The 21,081-nt window shown below is 64.8% G+C and carries 18 protein-coding genes; 12 read left to right on the top strand and 6 right to left on the bottom strand.

What is annotated here, in order from left to right:
• Window positions 1–150: 150 nt before the first annotated feature.
• The 6 genes from CFY91_RS08250 to CFY91_RS08275 all read left to right on the top strand — a co-directional run bounded on the left by CFY91_RS08250 (window position 151) and on the right by CFY91_RS08275 (window position 7,740).
• The gene (locus tag CFY91_RS08250) at window positions 151–480 is read left to right on the top strand and encodes a hypothetical protein (protein ID WP_093985877.1); all 330 of its coding nucleotides are present in this window, start codon (window positions 151–153) and stop codon (window positions 478–480) included.
• An 81-nt stretch (window positions 481–561) separates the two neighbouring features.
• Window positions 562–1,812, top strand: coding sequence for a TolC family protein (locus tag CFY91_RS08255; protein WP_093985878.1), 1,251 nt, complete (start codon window positions 562–564; stop codon window positions 1,810–1,812).
• Complete coding sequence (locus tag CFY91_RS08260) at window positions 1,809–3,275, top strand: efflux RND transporter periplasmic adaptor subunit (RefSeq protein ID WP_093985879.1); 1,467 nt, start codon at window positions 1,809–1,811, stop codon at window positions 3,273–3,275. Before CFY91_RS08255 ends, CFY91_RS08260 begins: the two co-directional genes overlap by 4 nt.
• Window positions 3,272–6,409 carry an efflux RND transporter permease subunit gene (locus tag CFY91_RS08265; RefSeq protein WP_093985880.1) on the top strand — a complete coding sequence of 1,046 codons (3,138 nt, stop codon included), beginning with the start codon at window positions 3,272–3,274 and terminating at the stop codon, window positions 6,407–6,409. The genes CFY91_RS08260 and CFY91_RS08265 overlap by 4 nt, the downstream gene beginning before the upstream one ends.
• Before the next feature lie 63 nt (window positions 6,410–6,472).
• The gene (locus CFY91_RS08270) at window positions 6,473–6,814 is read left to right on the top strand and encodes a winged helix-turn-helix domain-containing protein (protein WP_093985881.1); all 342 of its coding nucleotides are present in this window, start codon (window positions 6,473–6,475) and stop codon (window positions 6,812–6,814) included.
• Window positions 6,815–6,933: 119 nt separating this feature from the next.
• The gene (locus tag CFY91_RS08275) at window positions 6,934–7,740 is read left to right on the top strand and encodes an outer membrane protein OmpK (RefSeq protein ID WP_093985882.1); all 807 of its coding nucleotides are present in this window, start codon (window positions 6,934–6,936) and stop codon (window positions 7,738–7,740) included.
• Window positions 7,741–7,807: 67 nt separating this feature from the next.
• Here the strand turns inward: CFY91_RS08275 and CFY91_RS08280 are convergent, their stop codons facing one another.
• Window positions 7,808–8,434, bottom strand: coding sequence for a c-type cytochrome (locus tag CFY91_RS08280; protein ID WP_093985883.1), 627 nt, complete (start codon window positions 8,432–8,434; stop codon window positions 7,808–7,810).
• 197 nt (window positions 8,435–8,631) lie between these two features.
• On the opposite strand from CFY91_RS08280, the gene CFY91_RS08285 reads away from it, so the two are divergent.
• Entirely contained in the window at window positions 8,632–8,973 is a 342-nt protein-coding gene (locus CFY91_RS08285; RefSeq protein ID WP_093985884.1) for a zinc ribbon domain-containing protein YjdM, read from the top strand.
• A gap of 49 nt (window positions 8,974–9,022) precedes the next feature.
• Here CFY91_RS08285 and algW read toward each other — a convergent pair whose 3' ends face one another.
• Window positions 9,023–10,162, bottom strand: a complete 1,140-nt coding sequence (gene algW, locus CFY91_RS08290) for a Do family serine endopeptidase AlgW (RefSeq protein WP_093985885.1) — start codon at window positions 10,160–10,162, stop codon at window positions 9,023–9,025.
• Window positions 10,163–10,264: 102 nt separating this feature from the next.
• Here algW and CFY91_RS08295 point away from each other — a divergent pair, with 102 nt between their 5' ends.
• The 4 genes from CFY91_RS08295 (at window position 10,265) to cysN (ending at window position 14,411) form a co-directional block, all read left to right on the top strand.
• On the top strand, window positions 10,265–11,023 hold the full coding sequence (locus tag CFY91_RS08295; protein ID WP_093985886.1) for a Nif3-like dinuclear metal center hexameric protein: 759 nt from the start codon (window positions 10,265–10,267) through the stop codon (window positions 11,021–11,023).
• A gap of 120 nt (window positions 11,024–11,143) precedes the next feature.
• Window positions 11,144–12,061 (top strand): sulfate adenylyltransferase subunit CysD, encoded by a 918-nt coding sequence (gene cysD, locus CFY91_RS08300; RefSeq protein WP_093985887.1) that lies wholly within the window; start codon window positions 11,144–11,146, stop codon window positions 12,059–12,061.
• Between the two features lie 38 nt (window positions 12,062–12,099).
• Window positions 12,100–12,444 carry a four helix bundle protein gene (locus tag CFY91_RS08305; protein ID WP_093985888.1) on the top strand — a complete coding sequence of 115 codons (345 nt, stop codon included), beginning with the start codon at window positions 12,100–12,102 and terminating at the stop codon, window positions 12,442–12,444.
• 71 nt (window positions 12,445–12,515) lie between these two features.
• A complete protein-coding gene (cysN, locus tag CFY91_RS08310; RefSeq protein ID WP_093985889.1) occupies window positions 12,516–14,411 on the top strand; it encodes a sulfate adenylyltransferase subunit CysN in 1,896 nt (631 codons plus the stop codon).
• 60 nt (window positions 14,412–14,471) lie between these two features.
• On the opposite strand, the gene CFY91_RS08315 is transcribed toward cysN, so the two are convergent.
• From CFY91_RS08315 to CFY91_RS08330, 4 genes are all read right to left on the bottom strand, one after another.
• Window positions 14,472–15,398, bottom strand: coding sequence for an alpha/beta hydrolase (locus CFY91_RS08315; protein ID WP_093985890.1), 927 nt, complete (start codon window positions 15,396–15,398; stop codon window positions 14,472–14,474).
• 9 nt (window positions 15,399–15,407) lie between these two features.
• On the bottom strand, window positions 15,408–18,458 hold the full coding sequence (locus CFY91_RS08320; RefSeq protein ID WP_093985891.1) for a multidrug efflux RND transporter permease subunit: 3,051 nt from the start codon (window positions 18,456–18,458) through the stop codon (window positions 15,408–15,410).
• Window positions 18,459–18,482: 24 nt separating this feature from the next.
• On the bottom strand, window positions 18,483–19,637 hold the full coding sequence (locus tag CFY91_RS08325; protein WP_093985892.1) for an efflux RND transporter periplasmic adaptor subunit: 1,155 nt from the start codon (window positions 19,635–19,637) through the stop codon (window positions 18,483–18,485).
• Between the two features lie 240 nt (window positions 19,638–19,877).
• Window positions 19,878–20,312, bottom strand: a complete 435-nt coding sequence (locus CFY91_RS08330) for a Z-ring associated ZapG family protein (RefSeq protein WP_093985893.1) — start codon at window positions 20,310–20,312, stop codon at window positions 19,878–19,880.
• Window positions 20,313–20,438: 126 nt separating this feature from the next.
• Between CFY91_RS08330 and CFY91_RS08335 the strand changes: the two genes are divergently transcribed.
• Entirely contained in the window at window positions 20,439–21,065 is a 627-nt protein-coding gene (locus CFY91_RS08335) for an alpha/beta hydrolase (protein WP_093985894.1), read from the top strand.
• Window positions 21,066–21,081: the final 16 nt, after the last annotated feature.

Genomic DNA, 21,081 nt, shown 5'->3' on the forward strand with positions numbered 1-21,081 from the left:
TGTAGCTGTTGTTGTGGGGACAGGCTGCACCCTGCCAGCTCGTGCTGCCGGCGACAAGCCGCCGCGGTGATCGGCTTTCGGGGTAGCCTTCGTTAGGCTAGACTGTGGCCAGCGTGACCGTCCGGGTCGTGTTTTGTGCGGAATCCTACTGTGCGCCTGTTGCTGCTGTTGAGCCTGCTGTCTGCCCTGCTGTTGCCGAGCCTGGCCGGCTTGAGTGCGGCCGTGGCGATGCCGCATTGCGCTGAGCATAGCGAGGCTGCAGCGCATGACGTAGCAGTCGTCGATGACTGCCATGCCCTCGCAGCCGAGCAGGCGCCCAGCTCCTGCGAGAATGGCCACAGTTGTGGTGGCGCCTGCCTGGTACTGGCCTGGCCGATGAGCTTGCAGCAACCGCTGGTGCAAGCGCCACTGCAGCCCATGCTTTCCCGTCCCCTGGCCTTGGCGCCCTTGCCCCATTGGCGTCCACCCCGCGCCCTCTGATGCCCTGAACCGTGCCGGCTTGACCGGCGAGTAGCCGTGGCGGCTGTCCACGGCCTGTTACTGTGCATTGGAGAACCGACCATGCCTGTTTTTTCCCGTGGCGTTGCCCTGGGCCTTTGGCTGCTGTGTATCAGCCAGGGCCTGGGCGCTGCGCCGGAGTCGCTGAGCTATGCCGACGCGTTGCGCCTGGCGCTGCACTCGGCACCGCAGAATGAAGCCGCTGCCGCAGGGCTGGAGGCCGCACAGGTGGTCCGCCAGGCTGCTGGCGAACTGCCCGATCCACAACTGATCCTCGGCCTGGACAACCTGCCGCTGGATGGCCGCGAACGCTTCAGTCTCAATCAGGACCCCATGACCCAGCGGCGCCTGGGTGTCATGCAGAGTGTGCCCAACGCGGCCAAACGTGCCGCACGCGAACAGCAGGCGGAGGCGGAGATCGGCCTGGCGCTGGCCGCCAGCCAGCTCAGTCAGCGGCAAAGCCGTTTGCAGGCGGCCCTGGCCTGGCTGGAATTGTATTACCTGGAACAGCGCCAGCCCTTGCTGGCGCAATGGCGGCAAGCCGTGGCCATGCAGCGTGACAGTTTGCCGGCGGCCCTTGCGGAAGGGCGCAGCACGCCAGCCGAGTGGCTGCAGCTGGACCAGCAATGGCTGTTGCTGGATGAGCGCGACGAGGAGTTGCAGCGTGATCTGCAGGCCGCGCGTAGCCAGTTGGCACGCTGGATTGGCGCAGCGGCCTGGCAGTCGCTGCAAGGTCCGCCGCCGCAGCGAACGTTGGATGCCGCGCAGTTGCAGGCTGCCCTGCAGCAGCACCCGGACTTGCAGGTGCAGCGGGCGCGAGTTGTCCAGGCGGATGCCGGGTTGCAGCAGGCGCTGGCCGAAAAGCGCCCGGATTGGGCTGTGGAAGTGGCTTACGGCAACCGTGCCGGCTATGGCGACATGCTCATGCTGGAGTGGCGGGTCGATCTGCCGCTGTTCGTCGGCAGTCGCCAGGGACCGCGTATCGCCGCGCAGCGTCAGTTACAGCGGCAGAGCGAGGCGCAGCAGGACGCCCTGTGGCGTCAACTGCAGGCCGAGCTGCAGGGCGCGCTGGCCAGCCGCCAGCAGTTGCAACAGGCCGTGCAGCGCAGCCAGACGCAGCTGGTGCCCTTGGCCGAGCAAGCCGTGACGCTGCAACTGGCGGCCTACCAGGCGGGAGGCCAGCCCTTGCAGGCCGTCTTGCTGGCGCGCCAGGCGCTGGCTGACAGCCGCCTGCGCGAATTGCAGCTACAGGGGCGCCTGAGCCAGCTCGATGCGCAGCTTTATCACCTTTACCTGGAGGAGCCGCAGCCATGAAGCGCGCTACCCTGATGACTTTTCTGGCCGTCGGCCTGTTACTGGCCGGCGGCCTGCTGGGCTACTGGCTGGCGATGCAGCAGCCGACCGACGGGGATGCGGGACATGCTCATGGGTCTGCCGCTGCGGATACGCCGAGCGATGAGCGCCGAGTCCTGTACTGGTATGACCCGATGCGTCCCGACCAGCATTTCAGCCAACCCGGCAAGTCGCCGTTCATGGACATGCAGCTGGTGCCGCGCTATGCCGACCAGCAGAACGAACAGGCCGGCCTGCAGGTCAGTGCCGAGCGGGTACAGAGCCTGGGCATGCGTACCACGCGGGTCACTCGCGCCGCCTGGGAGGAAAACTGGCGACTGCCCGCCAGCCTGGCCTACAACCAGCGCCAGGTCATACGCCTGCAGGCGCGCGCCGATGCCTTTGTCGAGCGAGTCTATGGGCATGCCCCCGGCGATGTGCTGGCGGCCGGCACGCCCCTGGCTGACCTGCTGGTGCCTGCCTGGCAGGCGGCGCAACTGGAGTACCTGGCCCTGCTGGCGCATGCCGACCGAGCCTTGCAGGAGGCGGCACACCAGCGCTTGTTGTTGCTTGGCATGCCTGCCGCGGACATCGCCGAACTGTCGCGCAGTCGACGCGCGGCAGGACTCTATACCCTGCGTACCCCGGCGGCCGGCGAGCTGCAGCAACTTGATCTGCGCCTGGGCATGCGCGTCAGCAGCGGGCAGCAACTGGCCCTGCTCAACGGGCTGGACACGGTATGGCTGGAGGCAGCAGTGACTGAGCAGGCGGCGCTGCGGGTCCGTCCCGGCATGCCGTTGCGCGTACACCTGGCGGCCCAACCTGGGCAGCCGCTGGAAGCCCGGGTGCTGGCGTTGTTACCCAGCCTGGATGCGCAGACACGTACCCTGACCCTGCGCAGCGAGCTGGCCAACCCCGAGGGGCGGCTGCGCCCAGGCATGTTCGCCGAACTGGAACTGCGTCTGCAGGACGCGCAGCCGAGTCTGCGCCTGCCGGGTGAAGCGGTGATTCGCAGTGGCCAGCGCAACCTGGTCATGCTGGCTGAGGAGGACGGGCGCTTCGTTGCCCAGGAGGTACGCCTTGGCCGTGATAACGGCCAGTGGGTGGAAATCCTCGAAGGCCTACAGGAGGGGCAGCAGGTCGTCAGTTCCGGGCAGTTTCTGCTCGATTCCGAAGCCAGCCTGCGTGGCTTGGCCAGTCGTCCGGCGCAGGCCCCGCTGCATGAGGCGGACGGCTGGATACGCGGTATCGAAGGGCAGCGTTTGCTGCTCGAACACGGGCCCTTTGTAACACTCAACATGCCGGGCATGACCATGCCGTTTCGCCTGGCGCGTGCCGAGCTGGGCGAGGGGCTGGTGGAGGGCATGCGCGTGCGTGTCGGGGTCAGCCAGGGCGCACAGGGCTTGCAGGTGGAACGCATCGATGTGCTGGAGGTGCAGCCATGATTGCGCGCATCATCCGCTGGTCTTTGCAGCAGCGCCTGCTGGTGCTGCTGAGCACGCTGCTGCTCAGCGCCTGGGGACTGTGGTCGCTCCAGCAGACCCCGCTGGATGCCCTGCCTGACCTGTCCGATCCGCAGGTGATCATCCGCACCAGCTACCCCGGACAGGCTCCGCAGCTGGTCGAGCAGCAGGTGACCTATCCACTGGCCAGCAGCCTGCTGGCCGTGCCGGGTGCACAGACGGTGCGCGGCTATTCCTTCTATGGCGATTCCTTCATCTATGTGCTGTTCGAGGAGGGCACCGACCTGTACTGGGCACGCTCGCGCGTGCTGGAGTACCTCAACCAGGCGCAGGGGCGCCTGCCGCCGGGCGTGCAGAGCAGCCTGGGGCCGGATGCCACCGGGCTGGGCTGGATCTTCCAATACGCCCTGGTCGATCGTAGTGGCCGCCATGACCTCGCCGAGCTGCGCGCCCTGCAGGATTGGTTCCTGCGCTATGAGCTGACCAGCCTGCGCAATGTGGCCGAGGTTGCCAGCCTGGGAGGCATGGTGCGCCAGTACCAGGTCGTGCTCGACCCGCAAAAGTTACTGGTCTACGGGATCACCCCGCAACAGGTGGAGCAGGCTTTGCAGGCCGCCAACCAGGAAAGCGGTGGCGCCGTGCTGGAGCTCGCCGAGCGCGAGTACATGGTCCGCGCCACTGGCTACTTGCAGAGCCTGGAGGATTTCCGCCAGGTGCCGTTGCGTGTGGATGCGCGAGGCGTGCCGGTGTTGCTTGGCCAGGTGGCACATATCCAGCTGGGGCCGGAGATGCGCCGCGGCGTTGCCGAGCTGGATGGCGAAGGCGAGGTGGTCGGTGGCGTCGTGATCCTGCGTGCCGGCAAGGATGCCCGGGCCACCCTCGCGCTGCTGCACGAGAAACTGCAGCAACTGCGCGCCAGCCTGCCGCCAGGCGTGGAGATCGTCACCACTTACGATCGTAGCGAACTGATTGATCGCGCCATCGGCTACCTGGGTGGCAAGCTGGTCGAGGAGTTCATCGTCGTGGCCGTGGTCTGCCTGTTGTTCCTGGGCCACCTGCGTTCCTCGTTGGTGGCGGTGATCAGCCTGCCGCTGGGGGTGCTGCTGGCCTTCATCGTCATGCACTGGCAGGGCGTCAATGCCAACCTGATGTCGCTCGGTGGTATCGCCATCGCCATCGGCACCATGGTCGATGCGGCGCTGGTGATGATCGAGAACGCGCACAAGCGCATCGAGGCCTGGCAGCAGGCGCATCCCGGGCAGCGTCTGCACGGTGCGCAACACTGGCAGCTGATCGGCGATGCGGCCGAGGAGGTGGGGCCAGCGCTGTTCTTCAGCCTGCTGATCATTACCCTGTCGTTCATTCCGGTATTCAGCTTGCAGGCGCAGGAGGGCCGGCTGTTCGGCCCGCTGGCGTTTACCAAGACCTATGCCATGGCGGCGGCGGCGGGCCTGTCGGTGACCCTGGTGCCGGTACTCATGGGCTACTGGATTCGTGGACGCATCCACGGTGAGCAGCGCAATCCGTTGAATCGCTGGCTGATTGCCGCCTACCGGCCGCTGTTGCTGCGCGTGCTGGCCTGGCCGCGACTGACCCTGGCGTTGGGACTGCTGTTGCTGCTGTCCTGCCTGTGGCCGCTGAGTCGCTTGGGTGGCGAGTTCCTCCCGCCGCTGGATGAAGGCGACTTGCTGTACATGCCTTCGGCACTCCCCGGGCTGTCTGCCAACAAGGCGAGCGAGCTGCTCCAGCAAACCAATCGGATGATCCGTACGGTACCCGAGGTAGAGCGGGTGATGGGTAAGGCCGGGCGTGCCGAGACGGCTACCGACCCGGCACCGCTGGAAATGTTCGAAACCAGCATTCGCCTGCGGCCCCGTGACGAGTGGCGCCCCGGCATGACCCCGGAGCGCCTGCTCGAAGAGCTGGATCGCGCGGTGCAGGTGCCTGGCCTGGCGAATGTCTGGGTGCCGCCGATTCGCAACCGCATCGATATGCTGGCCACCGGGATCAAGAGTCCGCTGGGCATCAAGGTCAGCGGGCCGTCACTGCAGCTCATCGAGCAGGTGGCGCAGGCGGTCGAAGCCCAGGCGCGCCAGGTGCCGGGGGTAACGTCGGCGCTCGCCGAGCGCCTGGTGGGTGGCGCCTACCTGGATGTGCAGATCGACCGGCGAGCTGCCGCGCGCTTCGGTCTGAACATTGCCGACGTGCAGGCACTGGTGGCCGGGGTGGTTGGTGGTCGCACTATCGGCGAGGTGGTCGAGGGGCAGGCGCGTTTCCCGATCAGCCTGCGCTATCCGCGGGCCTGGCGCGATAGTCCGGAGGCGTTGCGGCGGCTGCCGCTGCTCAGCCCGTCTGGGCAGCAGTTGCGCCTCGGTGATGTGGCGCAGATCAGCCTGAGCGAGGGGCCGCCGATGCTGCGTAGCGAGAATGCGCGCCTGGCGGGTTGGGTCTACGTGGACATTCGTGGTCGTGACCTGCTGTCGACGGTGCGTGAGCTGGAGCAGCGCATTGCCCGCGAAGTGGCTTTGCCGGCCGGCGTTGCCCTGGCCTATGCCGGCCAGTTCGAGTACCTGCAGCGTGCCAATGCGCGCCTGGCCTGGGTACTGCCGGCGACCCTGCTGATCATCTTCGTGCTGCTCTACCTGACCTTCCGGCGTGTTGGCGAGGCCCTGCTGATCATGGCCAGCTTGCCGTTTGCGCTGATCGGCGGGGTATGGCTGCTCTACCTGCTGGACTTCAACCTGTCGGTGGCCACGGCGGTCGGCTTCATCGCCCTGGCCGGTGTGGCGGCGGAGTTCGGGGTGATCATGTTGCTCTACTTGGATAATGCCTGGCGAGCCCGCCAGGCCGCAGGCGCGAAGAGTGTCCAGGCCTTGCAGGAGGCGCTGGTGGAGGGCGCGGTGCTGCGGGTGCGGCCCAAGGTGATGACTGTGGCGGTGCTGGTAGTCGGGCTGTTGCCGATGTTCTGGGGCAGCGGCAGCGGTGCCGAGATCATGCAGCGTATCGCCGCACCGTTGGTGGGCGGCATGCTCAGCGCGCCCTTGCTGTCACTGTTGCTGTTGCCGGCGGCCTATGGCCTGTTGCAGCGTTGGCGTCTGGCGCGCGGCGGTAGTTGAAGGCTTGCGTCGCGTCCGGCGCTTGCCGACACTGGCGGCGCTGGCGCGACAGGAGGGCAGGCGATGCAGCGGCTGGATCTTAAGGTGCGCCTGATGCTGGGCGATGAGATTGCCATGGGGCCGGGCAAGGCCGATCTGCTCGAGGCCATCGAGCGGGAAGGCTCGATCAGTGCGGCAGCCCGTGCGCTGGGCATGTCCTACCGGCGTGCCTGGTTGCTGGTGGAAACCATGAACCGCTGCTTCAGCCAGCCCCTGGTGCAGGCCCTGGCCGGCGGTCGCCAGGGTGGTGGTGCCCAGCTCAGCGACGAAGGCCGCCAGGTGCTGCAGCGCTACCGCCAGTTGCAGGCGCGCCTGCGCGCAGTGGCCGAGCAGGACTGGCCGGAACTGGCCGCGTTGTTGCGCTGAACGGCGGTCGGTTTTTCCCGGCTGCGGCAAAAAATGCCATTGCTCCCGGCAGGGTTATCTGACTTAATCGCCAGCTTTTTTAATGCTGGCGATGGCCAGCCGCCTTCAGGAGTATTCCTATGACGCACACCTACCGCGCGCTGGCCCTGGCCGCTTCGCTGACTGTCGCCACGCCGGCGCTGGCTGGCGAGCTGCTGCACTGGCAGAACAACAGCCTGAGCTACCTGTATGGTCATGACTACAAGGTCGATCCGGGCATCCAGCAAACCGTGACCTTCGAACATGCCAGTGGCTGGCGTTTCGGTGACCTGTTCTTCTTCACCGACCTGATTCACTACAACGGCGGGCAGAACGGTGCCGGTGATAGCCGTACCTTCTACGGCGAGCTGTCGCCGCGACTGAGCCTGGGCAAGGTCTTCGACATGCCGCTGAGCATCGGCCCGATCAGTGACGTGCTGCTGGCGACCACCTACGAGTTTGGTGAAGATGATGTCGAAAGCTACCTGATCGGCCCGGGCTTCGACCTGGCGGTGCCGGGCTTCGATTACTTCCAGCTCAACGTCTACCGTCGCGAAACCGATGGCAAGCGCGCCGGCAGTGGTGTCTGGCAGGTGACTCCGGTGTGGGGCTACACCCTGCCGGTGGGCAACTCGGACATCCTCATCGACGGCTTCATCGACTGGGTGGTCGATAACGATGACAACGGCCCGGCTGGTGAGTATCACGCCAACCTGCACATCAACCCGCAGATCAAGTATGACCTGGGCAAGGCGCTGAGCTGGGGCGAGAAGCAGTTCTACGTCGGTGTGGAATACGACTACTGGAAGCACAAGTACGGCATCCAGGACGGTGGTTTCGTCAGCGACAACTTCGTCGGTTCGACCAAGCAGAACACCGCCAGCCTGCTGCTCAAGGCGCACTTCTAAGCGCCTGCTAAACGCCTCGAACAGCCAGCCCTGGCTGTTCGAGGTGCGTCACCCGGCCGCTGCTGACTCAGGGTTCCAGTTGCTGGAGGAAACTGGCCAGGGCGTTGATCTCCTGGTCAGTGAACTTCTCGGCGATGGTCAGCATCACCGAGCCGGCGCGGCTGGGGTCCTTGTCGCGGAAGCGGGTCAATGCCTTGCGTACGTACTCGGCAGGCTGGCCGGCCAGGCGCGGCATGCTTTCCTGGCCTTCGCCCTGGGCACCATGGCAGGCCACACAAATCCTCGAGAACATGGCCTGGCCCTGCTGCAGAAGGGCCGGATCGACCGGCTCCTTGGGTGCCTTGACCTGCTGCTGGCTGAAGTACACGGCGATGTCCACGCGCTCCTCCAGGGTCAGGGTCTTGGCCAGCTTGCTCATCACGAAATCGCTGCGCTGGCCATTGGCGAATTTCTCGAAGGCATTGAACAGGTAGATCGGACTCTGCTGCGCCAGGTTGGGAATGTAGGCGCGCTTGCTGTTGCCGGTTTCGCCGTGGCAGTAGCTGCAGAAGCGTACCCGCTCTGCGCCACTGGCGTAGGCCTGTTCGCGCAGTTGCGGGTCGGCAGTGATGCGGTTGAAGCGTTCCAGTGCTTCTTCACTGGCCATGACGCTGCCGGTCAGGCAGCCGAGTAGAGCAATGACGATGACACGCATGGGCGTAAATCCTTGGACGCAGGCGGCACGCTGAACAGGGAGTACCTCGAAAGAGGTGATGGTGGGTCACTATAAGGATCTGCCGGCACTTTTCCCCGTAGCAGATCAATGAAATGGCAGGTTTTTGCCGGTGTCTGATCGTCATCCCGGTCAACGGCGTACAATGCCGCGCTTTCCCATTCCGTCGAGGAGTTTCCGTGAGCCAGTTGCCACCCTGCCCGCAATGCGCCAGTCCCTATAGCTATGCCGACGGTGATCTGCTGATTTGCCCCGAATGTGCCCACGAGTGGTCGGCCGCGGGCGACAGCGATGCCGTCGACGCTGATGCGCCGATCAAGGATGCGGTAGGTAACCTGTTGCAGGACGGCGATACCGTTACGGTGATCAAGGACCTCAAGGTCAAGGGCAGCTCGCTGGTGGTCAAGGTCGGCACCAAGGTGAAGAACATCCGTCTGTGCGGCGGCGACCACGACATCGACTGCAAGATCGACGGCATCGGCGCGATGAAGCTCAAGTCGATGTTCGTGCGCAAGGTCTGATCACCCTGCTGCCGGCCGGCCAGCGCGCAGCGCGGGCCGGCCGGGGTGTCTACTGCTCGCCGGCGGTCGGGCGGACGCCGACCTCGGCGCTGAGTTGCAACAGCTTGCCATCGCGGAGGATTTCGATCTGGATGCGTTGTCCTGGCTGGGTGCGTGCCACCTGGTTCATGGAGCGCCGGCCATTGCTGGCTGCCTCGCCGTCGATACTCAGGATGATGTCGCCGGGCAGCAGGTTGGCCTGCTGCGCCGGGCTGCCCCGGTAGATCCCGGCGACCAGGATGCCGGCGCGCCCCTGCAGGCCGAAAGCCTCGATCAGTTCTGGGGTCAGTTGCTGCACTTCGATGCCCAGCCAGCCGCGGATCACCCGGCCGTGCTCGATGATCGACTGCATCACCTCCATGGCCAGCTTGACCGGGATGGCAAAGCCGATGCCCTGCGAACCGCCGGACTTGGAAAAGATCGCGGTATTGATGCCGACCAGCTGGCCTTCCGCATCAATCAGCGCTCCCCCCGAGTTGCCGGGGTTGATCGCTGCATCGGTCTGGATGAAGTCCTCGTAGGTGTTGAGGCCCAGCTGGTTGCGTCCGGTGGCGCTGATAATGCCCATGGTCACCGTCTGCTGCAGGCCGAAGGGATTGCCGATGGCCAGCGCCACATCGCCAATGCGGATGCGGTCGGAGCGCCCGACGGCAATCGCCGGCAGGTCGGGTAGGTCGATCTTGAGCACCGCGAGGTCGGTTTCCGGGTCGCTGCCGACCAGACGCGCCAGGGTTTCCCGGCCGTCCTTGAGGGCTACGATGATCTGGTCGGCGCCGGCGATGACGTGGTTGTTGGTGAGCAGGTAGCCCTCGTGGCTGATCAGCACCGCCGAACCGAGGCTGGACTCCATGCGTTGCTGGCGCGGCAGGTTGTCACCGAAGAACTGACGGAATTGCGGGTCCTCCATGAGCGGGTGCATGGCACGGCTGACCAGCTTGCTGGTGTACAGGTTGGCGACTGCCGGCGAGGCCTTGTCCACCGCGTTGGCATAGGAATAGGTGGCCGCCAGCGAGCGGGCGCCAAGCAGAGCCTGGCCGTGCGCGCCGGGCTGGTCCAGGCCGACCCAGTGGGGGTAGCGCTGGATGAGCAGTAACGCCAGCAGCAGGCCGGCCAGCAGCGGCCAGCCAAAGTAACGCAAGGCCTGGTTCATGGAGACATCCTGAGGGTTGTCGAGGCACGGGCGGCCCCTTAAGGTGGCGGCCATTATAGGCGGCAGCCGCCGCGCTGCGTACTGTTCGAGGAAGTCCCTGCCATGGCCATTGCCCTGACCAACCTGGTCGCCGAAACCGATCGCTTGCTGGATGCTGCACGTATCAGCGACTACTGCCCCAATGGCCTGCAGGTGGAGGGGCGCCCGCAAGTCCGGCGTATCGTCAGTGGCGTGACGGCGAGCCAGGCGCTGATCGATGCGGCGATTGCCGCCGAAGCCGATGTGCTGCTGGTTCATCACGGCTACTTCTGGAAAGGCGAGGATGCCCGGGTAGTGGGCAGCAAGCAGCGCCGTCTGAAGGCGCTGCTGGCGCACGATATCAGCCTGCTGGCCTATCACCTGCCGCTGGATGTGCATGCCGAACTGGGTAACAACGTACAACTGGCGCACCGCCTGGGCATCGAGGTGGAGGATGCGCTGGTGCCGGGCAATCCCAAGGTGATCGGTTTGCAGGGCAGCCTGCCGCAACCGTTGCTGGCCGGCGAGTTTGCCGCCCGCGTCGAGCAGGTACTGGGACGCGCGCCGCTGCTGGTCAACCCGCAGCGACGGGTCAGCCGCATTGGCTGGTGCAGCGGTGGCGGGCAGGGCTATATCGAACAGGCGATTGTCGCCGGAGTGGACCTGTTCCTGACCGGCGAGGCTTCCGAACAGACCTACCACAGTGCCGTGGAGAACGACATCGCCTTCATCGCCGCGGGGCACCATGCCACCGAGCGCTACGGCGTACAGGCGCTGGGTGAATACCTGGCCAGCCATTTCGCTCTGGAACACCGCTTCATCGACTGCCCCAACCCGATTTGAAGGCTATATGAGCAGAACGTTTTGATCTAAGTGGCGCCATCAATATAAGCAAGTGCTGTGTTAGAGTGCGCCACGTTCAAGGCCCTCGGGCCGTCCTCAGCCAGCCAATCGTGAGTAGCCATGCTCGACAAACTGACGCACCTCAAACAGCTCGAGGCGGAAAGCATCCACATCATTCGTGAGGTGGCCGCCGAATTCGATAACCCGGTGATGCTCTATTCCATCGGCAAGGATTCCGCCGTGATGCTGCATCTGGCGCGCAAGGCGTTCTTCCCCGGCAAGCTGCCGTTCCCGGTGCTGCACGTGGATACCCGCTGGAAATTCCAGGAGATGTACCGCTTCCGCGAGAAGATGGTCAGCGAATACGGCCTCGACCTGCTCACCCACATCAACCCAGATGGCGTGGCGCAGGACATGAACCCCTTCACCTACGGCAGTGCCAAGCACACCGACGTGATGAAGACCGAGGGTCTCAAGCAGGCGCTGGACAAGTACGGCTTCGATGCCGCCTTTGGTGGCGCGCGCCGCGACGAGGAAAAGTCCCGCGCCAAGGAGCGCGTGTACTCCTTCCGTGACAGCAAGCACCGCTGGGACCCGAAGAACCAGCGCCCCGAGCTGTGGAACGTGTACAACGGCAAGGTCAAGAAGGGTGAGTCGATCCGCGTCTTCCCGCTGTCCAACTGGACCGAGCTGGACATCTGGCAATACATCTACCTGGAGCAGATCCCGATCGTGCCGCTGTACTTCGCCGCCGAGCGCGAAGTGATCGAGAAGAACGGCACGCTGATCATGATCGACGACGAGCGCATCCTTGAGCACCTGTCGGACGAGGAAAAGGCGCGCATCACCAAGAAGATGGTGCGTTTCCGTACCCTCGGCTGCTACCCGCTGACCGGTGCCGTGGAATCCACCGCGACCACGCTGCCGGAAATCATCCAGGAAATGCTCCTGACCCGTACTAGCGAGCGCCAGGGCCGGGTGATCGACCATGATCAGGCCGGTTCGATGGAAGAAAAGAAACGTCAGGGGTACTTTTAAAGCCGATACAAGCGCTGGAAGGCTGGAGGCTGAATGAAATGGATTTCGAGCGGCTCGATGTATGGAAACTCTCTGCAAGACTTTCGGTGGATGTATATCGAGAGCTGGCTGGTTGTCGGGATTTTGGCTTCAAGGATCAGATAACCCGCTCGGCCTTGTCCGTTCCCAGCAATATTGCCGAAGGCATGACGCGAGATGGCGACAAGGAAAAACGTTACTTTCTGAGCATGGCCAAAGGGTCATGTTCGGAGTTGCGAACTCAGATTTATATAGGTGTTGAGGTCGGCTTTATTTCGACCGAGATCGGTCGGAACTGGATTGACCGCTGCAAGCGTATCGCGGCGATGCTCTCCGGTCTGCTCAGGTTGCTTCAGCGTCCATGAATTATCGGCTGGCTCGGTGTGCTTTTTCGTTCAGCCTCCAGCTTCAAGCCTTTAGCGATTAGAGAAAAACCATGTCCCATCAGTCCGATTTGATTTCCGAAGACATCCTCGCGTACCTGGCCCAGCACGAACGCAAGGAACTGCTGCGCTTCCTCACCTGTGGCAACGTCGACGACGGCAAGAGCACCCTGATCGGGCGCCTGCTGCACGACTCGAAGATGATCTACGAAGACCATCTGGAAGCCATCACCAAGGACTCCAAGAAGGTCGGCACCACCGGCGATGACGTCGACCTGGCGCTGCTGGTCGACGGCCTGCAGGCCGAGCGCGAGCAGGGCATCACCATCGACGTGGCCTATCGCTATTTCAGCACTGCCAAGCGCAAGTTCATCATCGCCGACACCCCCGGTCATGAGCAGTACACCCGCAACATGGCCACTGGTGCCTCGACCTGCGATCTGGCGATCATCCTCATCGATGCGCGCTACGGTGTGCAGACGCAGACCAAGCGCCACAGCTTTATCGCCAGCCTGCTGGGCATCAAGCACATCGTCGTGGCCATCAACAAGATGGACCTCAAGGGCTTCGACCAGGGCGTGTTCGAGTCGATCAAGGCCGACTACCTGGCCTTCGCCGACAAGATCAACCTCAAACCGACCACCTTGCACTTCGTGCCGATGTCGGCGCTCAAGGGCGACAACGTGGTCAACCGCAGCGAGCGTTCGCCCTGGTATGACGGCCAGTCGTTGATGGAAATCCTCGAAACCGTGGAAGTGGCGGGCGATCGCAACTTCAGCGACCTGCGCTTCCCGGTGCAGTACGTCAACCGCCCCAACCTGAACTTCCGTGGTTTCGCCGGCACCCTGGCCAGCGGCATCGTGCGCAAGGGCGACGAAGTGACTGCGCTGCCCTCGGGCAAGAGCAGCAAGGTCAAGTCCATCGTCACCTTCGAGGGCGAGCTGGAGCAGGCCGGCCCAGGCCAGGCCATTACCCTGACCCTGGAAGACGAGATCGACGTGTCGCGTGGCGACATGCTGGTGCATGCCAACAGTCGCCCGCAGGTCACCGACAGCTTCGAGGCCATGCTGGTATGGATGGGCGAGGAGCCCATGCTGCCGGGCAAGAAATACGACATCAAGCGCGCCACCAGCTACGTGCCGGGGTCGATCCCGAGCATCGTCCATCGCGTTGACGTGAACACCCTGGAACAGGGCGCGGCGAGCGAGCTGAAGCTCAATGAGATTGGCCGGGTCAAGGTGGCCCTGGATGCGCCCATCGCCCTCGATGGCTATGAGCACAACCGCACCACCGGCGCCTTTATCGTCATCGACCGCCTGACCAACGGTACCGTCGGCGCCGGCATGATCATCGCCGATCCGGTCGGCGCTGGTGGCGGTCACCACGGCCAGCTGGCGCATGTTTCCACCGAGGAGCGTGCCAGTCGTTTCGGTCAGCAGCCGGCCACCGTGCTGTTCAGCGGCCTGTCCGGCGCCGGCAAGAGCACCCTGGCCTATGCCGTGGAGCGCAAGCTGTTCGACATGGGCCGTGCCGTATACGTGCTGGACGGCCAGAACCTGCGCCATGACCTGAACAAGGGCCTGCCGCAGGATCGTGCCGGACGTGCCGAGAACTGGCGGCGTGCCGCTCAGGTGGCCAAGCAGTTCAATGAGGCCGGCCTACTGACCCTGGCCGCTTTCGTCGCCCCGGATGCCGAGGGCCGCGAACAGGCCAAGGCCATCGTCGGCGCCGAGCGCCTGCTCACGGTCTACGTACAGGCCTCGCCGGCGGTGTGCCGTGAGCGCGATCCGCAGGGCCTGTATGCCGCCGCTGGCGACAACATCCCGGGCGAGTCCTTCCCCTACGACATCCCGCTGGATGCCGATCTGCTGATCGACACCCAGGCCATGTCGGTGGAAGAGGGCGTCAAGGCGGTGCTGGAGCTGTTGCGTTCGCGCGGCGCGATCTGATCGCCGGTCAGCCACAGCCCCGCCCGGGAAACCGCGCGGGGCTTTTTTCTGGACGGCTGTTCAGGAATGCTGACGGAGGAAGTCGGCCGCCGATTGCAAGGCCCGGTCGGCGGCGTGCAGTAGCCCGGCGTGGCACTGGAATACGTGCCACAGCCCCAGGTAATGCTCAAGACGCACCCTGACGCCACTGGCGGCGGCTTTTTCGGCGAGGCGCAGGCTGTCATTACGCAGCAGCTCGTCCTCGCCCACCTGCAGCAGCAGGGGCGGCAGGCCGTGCAGGTCGGCATTGATCGGGGAAATCCACGGTTGCAGCGGATCGACGCCGGGCGGGCAATAGCAGGCATGGGCCTGTTCCAGCCAGGCGGGGTTGAGCAGCGGATCGCCGGCGGCCGGCTGGTGCAGCTGCACGCCGGAGAAGTCCACCACCGGGGCCAGGCAGAGCAGGGCGGCGGGCTGGCTGATGGCTTGTTCACGCAGGCGCAGGCAGGTAACCAGAGCCAGATTGCCGCCGGCTGAATCGCCGCCGATGAACAGCGCCCGCTCATCCTGTGCGCGCAGGCAGCGATAGGCCGCCAGCGCATCGTCGAGGGCCGCCGGGAAGGGGTGTTCGGGAGCCAGCCGGTAATCCAGCGCACAGACATCCAGCTGCGCATAGTGGGCGAGTGCCGCGCACAGTGCGCGGTGGCTGGCCGGCGCGCCGAGCATGAACGCGCCGCCATGCAGATAGAGCAGCGTGCCGTGGCTGGCGCCCTGTGGCCGATGCCACTCGCAGGGGCGTCCGGCCAGCTGTCCAGCCTGGCGTCGCACGCCTGGCTGGGTGGGATGCACTGCGGTCAGTACACGCAGCACCAGGCGCTGGCCGCTGATCGGCATGCCCGGACGGATCAGACTGCGAAACAGCAGGGTCAGCGCACCGCGCAGCGCCGCGCGCAGCAACGGCTGCTCGCTGGGCGCCGGGTAGCGGGTGATCGCGGCGTGGCCTGACATGCTGCGCAGTCAGGCCGTCTGGGCCTGGCCGACCGGCGGCTTATCGGGCTTGGCCAGCAGGGTGTAGACGCACGGCAGCACGAACAGCGTGAAGGCCGTGCCCACGGTCATCCCGGTGGCGATCACCAGGCCGATGTCGAAGCGGCTGACCGCGCCGGCGCCGCTGGCGAAAATCAGCGGCAGCATGGCGAAGACCATGGCGGCGGTGGTCATCAGTACCGGCCGCAGGCGGATGGCCGCGGCGTCTTCGATGGCCTGACGTACGCTCAGGCCGCGCTCGTGGCGTAGCTGGTTGGCAAACTCGACGATCAGGATGCCGTGCTTGCTGATCAGGCCGATCAGGGTGACCAGGCCGACCTGGGTGTAGATGTTCATGCTGGAGAAACCGAGGAAGATCGGGATCAGCGCACCGCAGATCGACAGCGGCACGGTGATCAGGATCACCAGCGGGTCGCGGAAGCTCTCGAACTGTGCCGCCAGCACCAGGAAGATGATCGCCAGCGCCAGGGCGAAAGTCAGGTACAGGGCGTTACCCTCCTGGACGAACTGCCGCGTGCTGCCCGCCTGGTCGAAACCATAGCCGCGCGGGGCTTCCTCGCGGGCAATGCGCTGCACGGTGGCCAATGCCTCGCCCATGCTGACGATTGGCACGCCTTCCAGGGTCGCGGCGTTGAGCTGCTGGAACTGCTTGAGACGACTCGGCCGGGCGCGCTCGCTGAGGCTGATCAGGGTGCCCAGCGGGACCATCTCGCCGCTGCTGCTCTTCACGTAGTAGCTGTTCAGCCAGCCCGGATTGTCGCGGTAGGCGCGCTCGACCTGGGCGATCACCTTGTAGCTGCGCCCGTCGATGGTGAAGCGGTTGATCTCGCCTTCACCGAGCAGGGTGGCCAGGGTGGTGCCCAGGTCCTGCATGGATACGCCCATTTGCGCAGCCTTCTGGCGATCGATATCGACCACGATCTCCGGCTTGTCGAAGGCCAGGTCGACGTTGAGGAAGGCGAACTGCCCGGACTGCATGGCGCGCTGCTTGATGCGCTCGGCAACCTGCAGCAGCGTTTCGTAGTCATTGGGTGTGTTGATCACGAACTGGAACGGCAGGCCATCGCCGGTACCGGGTAGCGAGGGCAGGTTGAAGCCGAAAATCTGCAGGCCGGGGATCTGGTCGAGGCGTGCCTGGACCAGCGGCAGCAGCTCCATCTGGGTGCGCTCGCGCTCGCCCCAGGGTTTGAGCAGGAAGCCGCCGATACCGGCCTGCACGCCGTCCGAGCCGTTGATCTGGAACGACGAGTAGTACTCCGGGAAGCTTTTGAAAATGTTCACGAAGTCCGCCGTATAGGCGTTCAGGTAGTTCAGGTTGCTGGGCTGTGGGGCATTGGCGATGAGGAAGACGATGCCCTGGTCTTCTTCCGGGGCCAGCTCGCTGGTACTGAAGGCGAGGAATGCCGGAATCAGCAGCATGACGATCAGGCCGAACACCAGCACCACCGGCCGCGTTTCCAGGGTGCTGTGCAGGGCGCGCTGGTAGCGGCGCTTGAGCCGCTCGAAGAGTTGATCGAGGCGATGCGCCAGGCCGCTGGGGTTCTCCTCGTGGCGCAGCAGCTTGGCGCACATCATCGGCGAGAGGGTCAGCGCGACGATGCCGGAGATGATCACCGCACCGGCCAGGGTCAGGGCGAACTCCTTGAACAGTGCGCCGGTCAGCCCTTCGAGAAAACCGATAGGGGCATACACCGCCGCCAGGGTGATGGTCATCGAGACCACAGGCACGGCGATCTCGCGGGCGCCCTCGATGGCCGCATCGAGCGGTGTCTTGCCTTCCTCGATATGCCGGTGGATGTTTTCCACCACGACGATGGCGTCGTCCACCACCAGGCCGATGGCCAGCACCATGGCCAGCAGGGTCAGCAGGTTGATCGAGTAGCCCATCAGTTGCATGAAGAACAGGACGCCGATCATCGACAGCGGAATGGTGATCACCGGGATGAGCACCGAGCGCAGCGCGCCGAGGAACAGGAAGACCACCACGATGACGATCAGCACCGCCTCGGCCAGGGTCTTCAGCACTTCGTCGATGGATGCCTGGATGAACTCCGTGGCGTCATAGGCGATGGCGACCTTGAGGTTGGGGGGTAGCTGCGCCTCCAGCTCAGGCATGGCGGCGCGCACGTGCTTAATCACGTCCAGCGGGTTGGCGCTGGGCGTGCCCTTGATGGCGATGTACACCGAAGGGATGCCGTCGAACGAACTGATCGAGTCGTAGTTGGCTGAGCCCATCTCCACCCGGGCGATATCGCCGACCAGCACGCGACTGTCGCCGACGGTCTTCACCGGGATGGCGGCAAAGGCTTCGGCGCTCTTCAGGTCAGTGCTGGCATTGATGCTGGTGACCACGTACTGACCCTTCACTTCGCCGGCGGCGGCGAGGAAGTTGTACTGGCGCACGGCGCTGCTGAAGTCATCGGCGGTTACCCCGTAGGCAGCCATCTTCACCGGGTCCAGCCACAGGCGCATGGCGAATACCTGATTGCCGAGAATTTCTGCCTCAGCCATGCCTGGCAAGGTGGCCAGCTTGGGCTGGATGACCCGCGACAGGTAGTCGGTAATCTGCGGGTTGGACAGCTGGTCGCTGTAGAAGCTGACATACATGAGCGCCGTCGAATCGGCGGCCTGCTTGGCCAGCACCGGGTCCTCGGCTTCCTGCGGCAACTGGTTCTTCACCGCGTTGGCCTTGGCCAGCAGTTCCGTGAAGAGTCGGTCGCTGTCCGCGCCGATGCGTGCGTAGATGGAAATCACCGAGAGGTTCTGCTGGCTCGACGAGGTCATGTAGTCGATGCCTTCGGCGCTGGCGAGGCTCTGCTGCAGCGGCTGGGTGATGTAGCCCTGGATGGTTTCCGCGTTGGCGCCGGGGTAGGCGGTGCTCACCGTGATCAGCGCGCTTTCCATTTGCGGGTACTGGCGGATTACCAGTTTGCTGAAGGCCTGCATGCCCAGCAGGATGATCAGCAGGCTGACCACGCTGGCCAGCACCGGACGGCGGATGAAGGGATCTGTGAAAGCCATATCGAGGTCCTTGGCGCCGAGGGATCAGGGCTGCGGGTGGGCTGCGCTGGCCTGGCCCGGCTGGGCCAGCGGGTCGTCGCCGAGCCGTACGCGGGCACCGCTGTCCAGCTTGAGCTGGCCGGCCGTGACCACCTGCTCGCCGGCCTGCAGGCCTTTACGGATTTCCACCAGACCGTCACGCCGCTCGCCGCTATCCACGTAGCGGCGTTCGACCTTGAGCAGCGGCTGACCATCGCTGTCCTTTTCTGGCTGGCCTTGCTCGTTGAGTTCGGGCAGCACCACGTAGACCGAGTTGCCATACAGGGTGTAGGTCAGCGCGGTTTCCGGAACCACCAGTACCGGGGATTGCTCAGGCAGCAGCACGTCGAGGTTGGCGAACATGCCTGGCAGCAGCTTTTGCTCGGGGTTGGGCAGGGTGGCGCGTACCTGCAGGTTGCGCGTGCTGTCCTCGACCTTGGCATTGAGGGCGCTGATCTCGCCGTTGAACAGCTCGTCGGGGTAGGCGGCTACGCGCAGGCGTACCTGCTGGCCGATGGCCAGTTGCGGCACCGCCTGCTCGGGGAGGAAGAAGTCGACATACAGGCGCGACAGGTCCTGCAGGGTAGCCAGGGTGGTGCCGGAGGAGAGGAAGTCGCCCACATCCACCTGGCGGATGCCGATGGTGCCGCTGAATGGCGCGACGATGCGTTTCTTGGCCAGTTGCGCACGTAGTTGCGCGACCGTGGCTTCGGCCTTGAGCAGTTCGGCGTTCAGGCGATCGAATTCGCTCTTGGAAATGGCCTGCTTGCCAGCCAGGTTGCGGCCGCGCTCGTACTCCACGCGGGCCAGGTTGCGGGCCGCCTCGGCGGTGGCCAGCATGGCCTGTTCGACCTCGCTGTCCAGTTGCAGCAGGGGTTGCCCGGTGTTGACCTGCTCGCCGGAGGCAAACAGTACTTCGCGTACGGTGCCGCTGGCTTCTACGGTCAGGTCGACGCCCTGATAAGCCTTGAGCGTGCCGATACCGGGCAGCAGGCGTTGCCAGGGGCGTGCTTCGACCCGGCTGGCGGCCACGCTGATGGCGGGCGGCGGGGCGGAGAACATCTGTACCTGCTGGTAGATGCTGTAGCCCTTGTAGGCGGCGAGAGCGAGAACGACCAAGGTAACGATACCCAGCATGGTCAGCATGCGGCGCAGCAACATAGTTCCGGTTCCTTGACGGCAGGAGAGTCAGGCAGCAGGTCGAATGCAGGGCGACCTGGCGGGTTCCGGGCGAGGCTGGGCGATGCTATGGCTTGGCGGTGTACGCCTGGCTGTCAGCCCCTCAGGGCCGAAGGCTCTGCGGCGGGCCCGGAACAGGTGGCGAAGGTTCGCACCAGGCGGGCCCTGGCGTCAATCGAGTTGACGCCTTGGTCAGACTGTTGCCGGTCGGCAGGCTGTTACCTAGCGTTTCAGGCCGAAGTCTTCGGCCAGCGTACCGGGGCTGTTGGCATCGCTTTTCGGCGCGTAGTCGCGCGGTACATAGCCGGCAGGTGGCTCCAGGCGCTCGTTGTGGGGCGTGCTGTCGTCCATCTGCAGGGCGGCCAGCAGGCGTTGCCGGGTGACCTCGTCGAGTGCCAGGCGCGTAGCGCCACTGGCCAGGTGCTCCTGTACGTCCTGATAGCTCTGGGTGAGTTTCTTGACCAGGCTGGCGGTGGTGTTGAAGTGGGTCACCACGTCGTTCTGGTAACTGTCGAAACGCTCCTGCAGATCATCCAGCTGGCGCTGGGTACGCCCTGGAATGGTGTTGGGCGCCAGGCGGGCGATGATGAAGCCGATGCCGACACCGGCAAGCAGGGCGAGGGCTGGCAGCAACCAGGCCGAGAGAGTCTGTTCCACGAATCCTTCCTCTGTTCATTAAGGGCGGCTTTGCTTTACGGTAGCGACTTGCCGGCGGGCTGTATAGCGCCGCGCCAATGCCATTCGAAGACGTGCAGACCCGCGTCAGGGTCACGGAGTTCCCTGTTGTTGATGCGTGAAACCCCCGTGCAGCTCAGCGGCCCCTGCGGCGCGCTTGAAGCACTTTACCAGCCACTGGAACAGCCCAAGGGGCTGTTACTGATTTGTCACCCCAACCCCACCCAGGGCGGCAGCATGCTCAACAAGGTGGTTTCCAGCGTGCAGCGCTGCGCCCGAGATGCCGGCTACATAACCTTGCGCTTCAACTACCGCGGGGTGGGCGCCAGCGAGGGCGTGCACGACATGCACAGTGGCGAGATCGACGATGCCGAGGCCGCGCTGGACTGGCTCTGCGCGCAGCATCCGCAGTTGCCGGTGAGCCTGGCGGGATTTTCCTTCGGGGGCTTTGTCGCCTGTAGCCTGGCTGCCCGCCTGGAGGCGCGCGGCATTGCCGTGCAGCGCCTGCTCATGCTGGCTCCGGCGGTGACCCGCCTGCAGGCGCAGCCGGTGCCAACAGGCGGGCAGCTGGTAGTGATCCAGCCGGAACAGGACGAAGTCATTGATCCGGCGCAGGTGTACGCCTGGTGCGAGGCCTTGCCGCGTGCCCACGAGCTGCTGAAAGTGGCAGAATGCGGCCACTTTTTCCACGGCCGGCTGGTTGAGCTGAAGACGCTCCTCCTGCCGCGCCTGTGACCATTCCGATATTCGA

It is taken from the genome of Pseudomonas fluvialis (assembly GCF_002234375.1).
In the GTDB taxonomy this organism is placed as follows: domain Bacteria; phylum Pseudomonadota; class Gammaproteobacteria; order Pseudomonadales; family Pseudomonadaceae; genus Aquipseudomonas; species Aquipseudomonas fluvialis.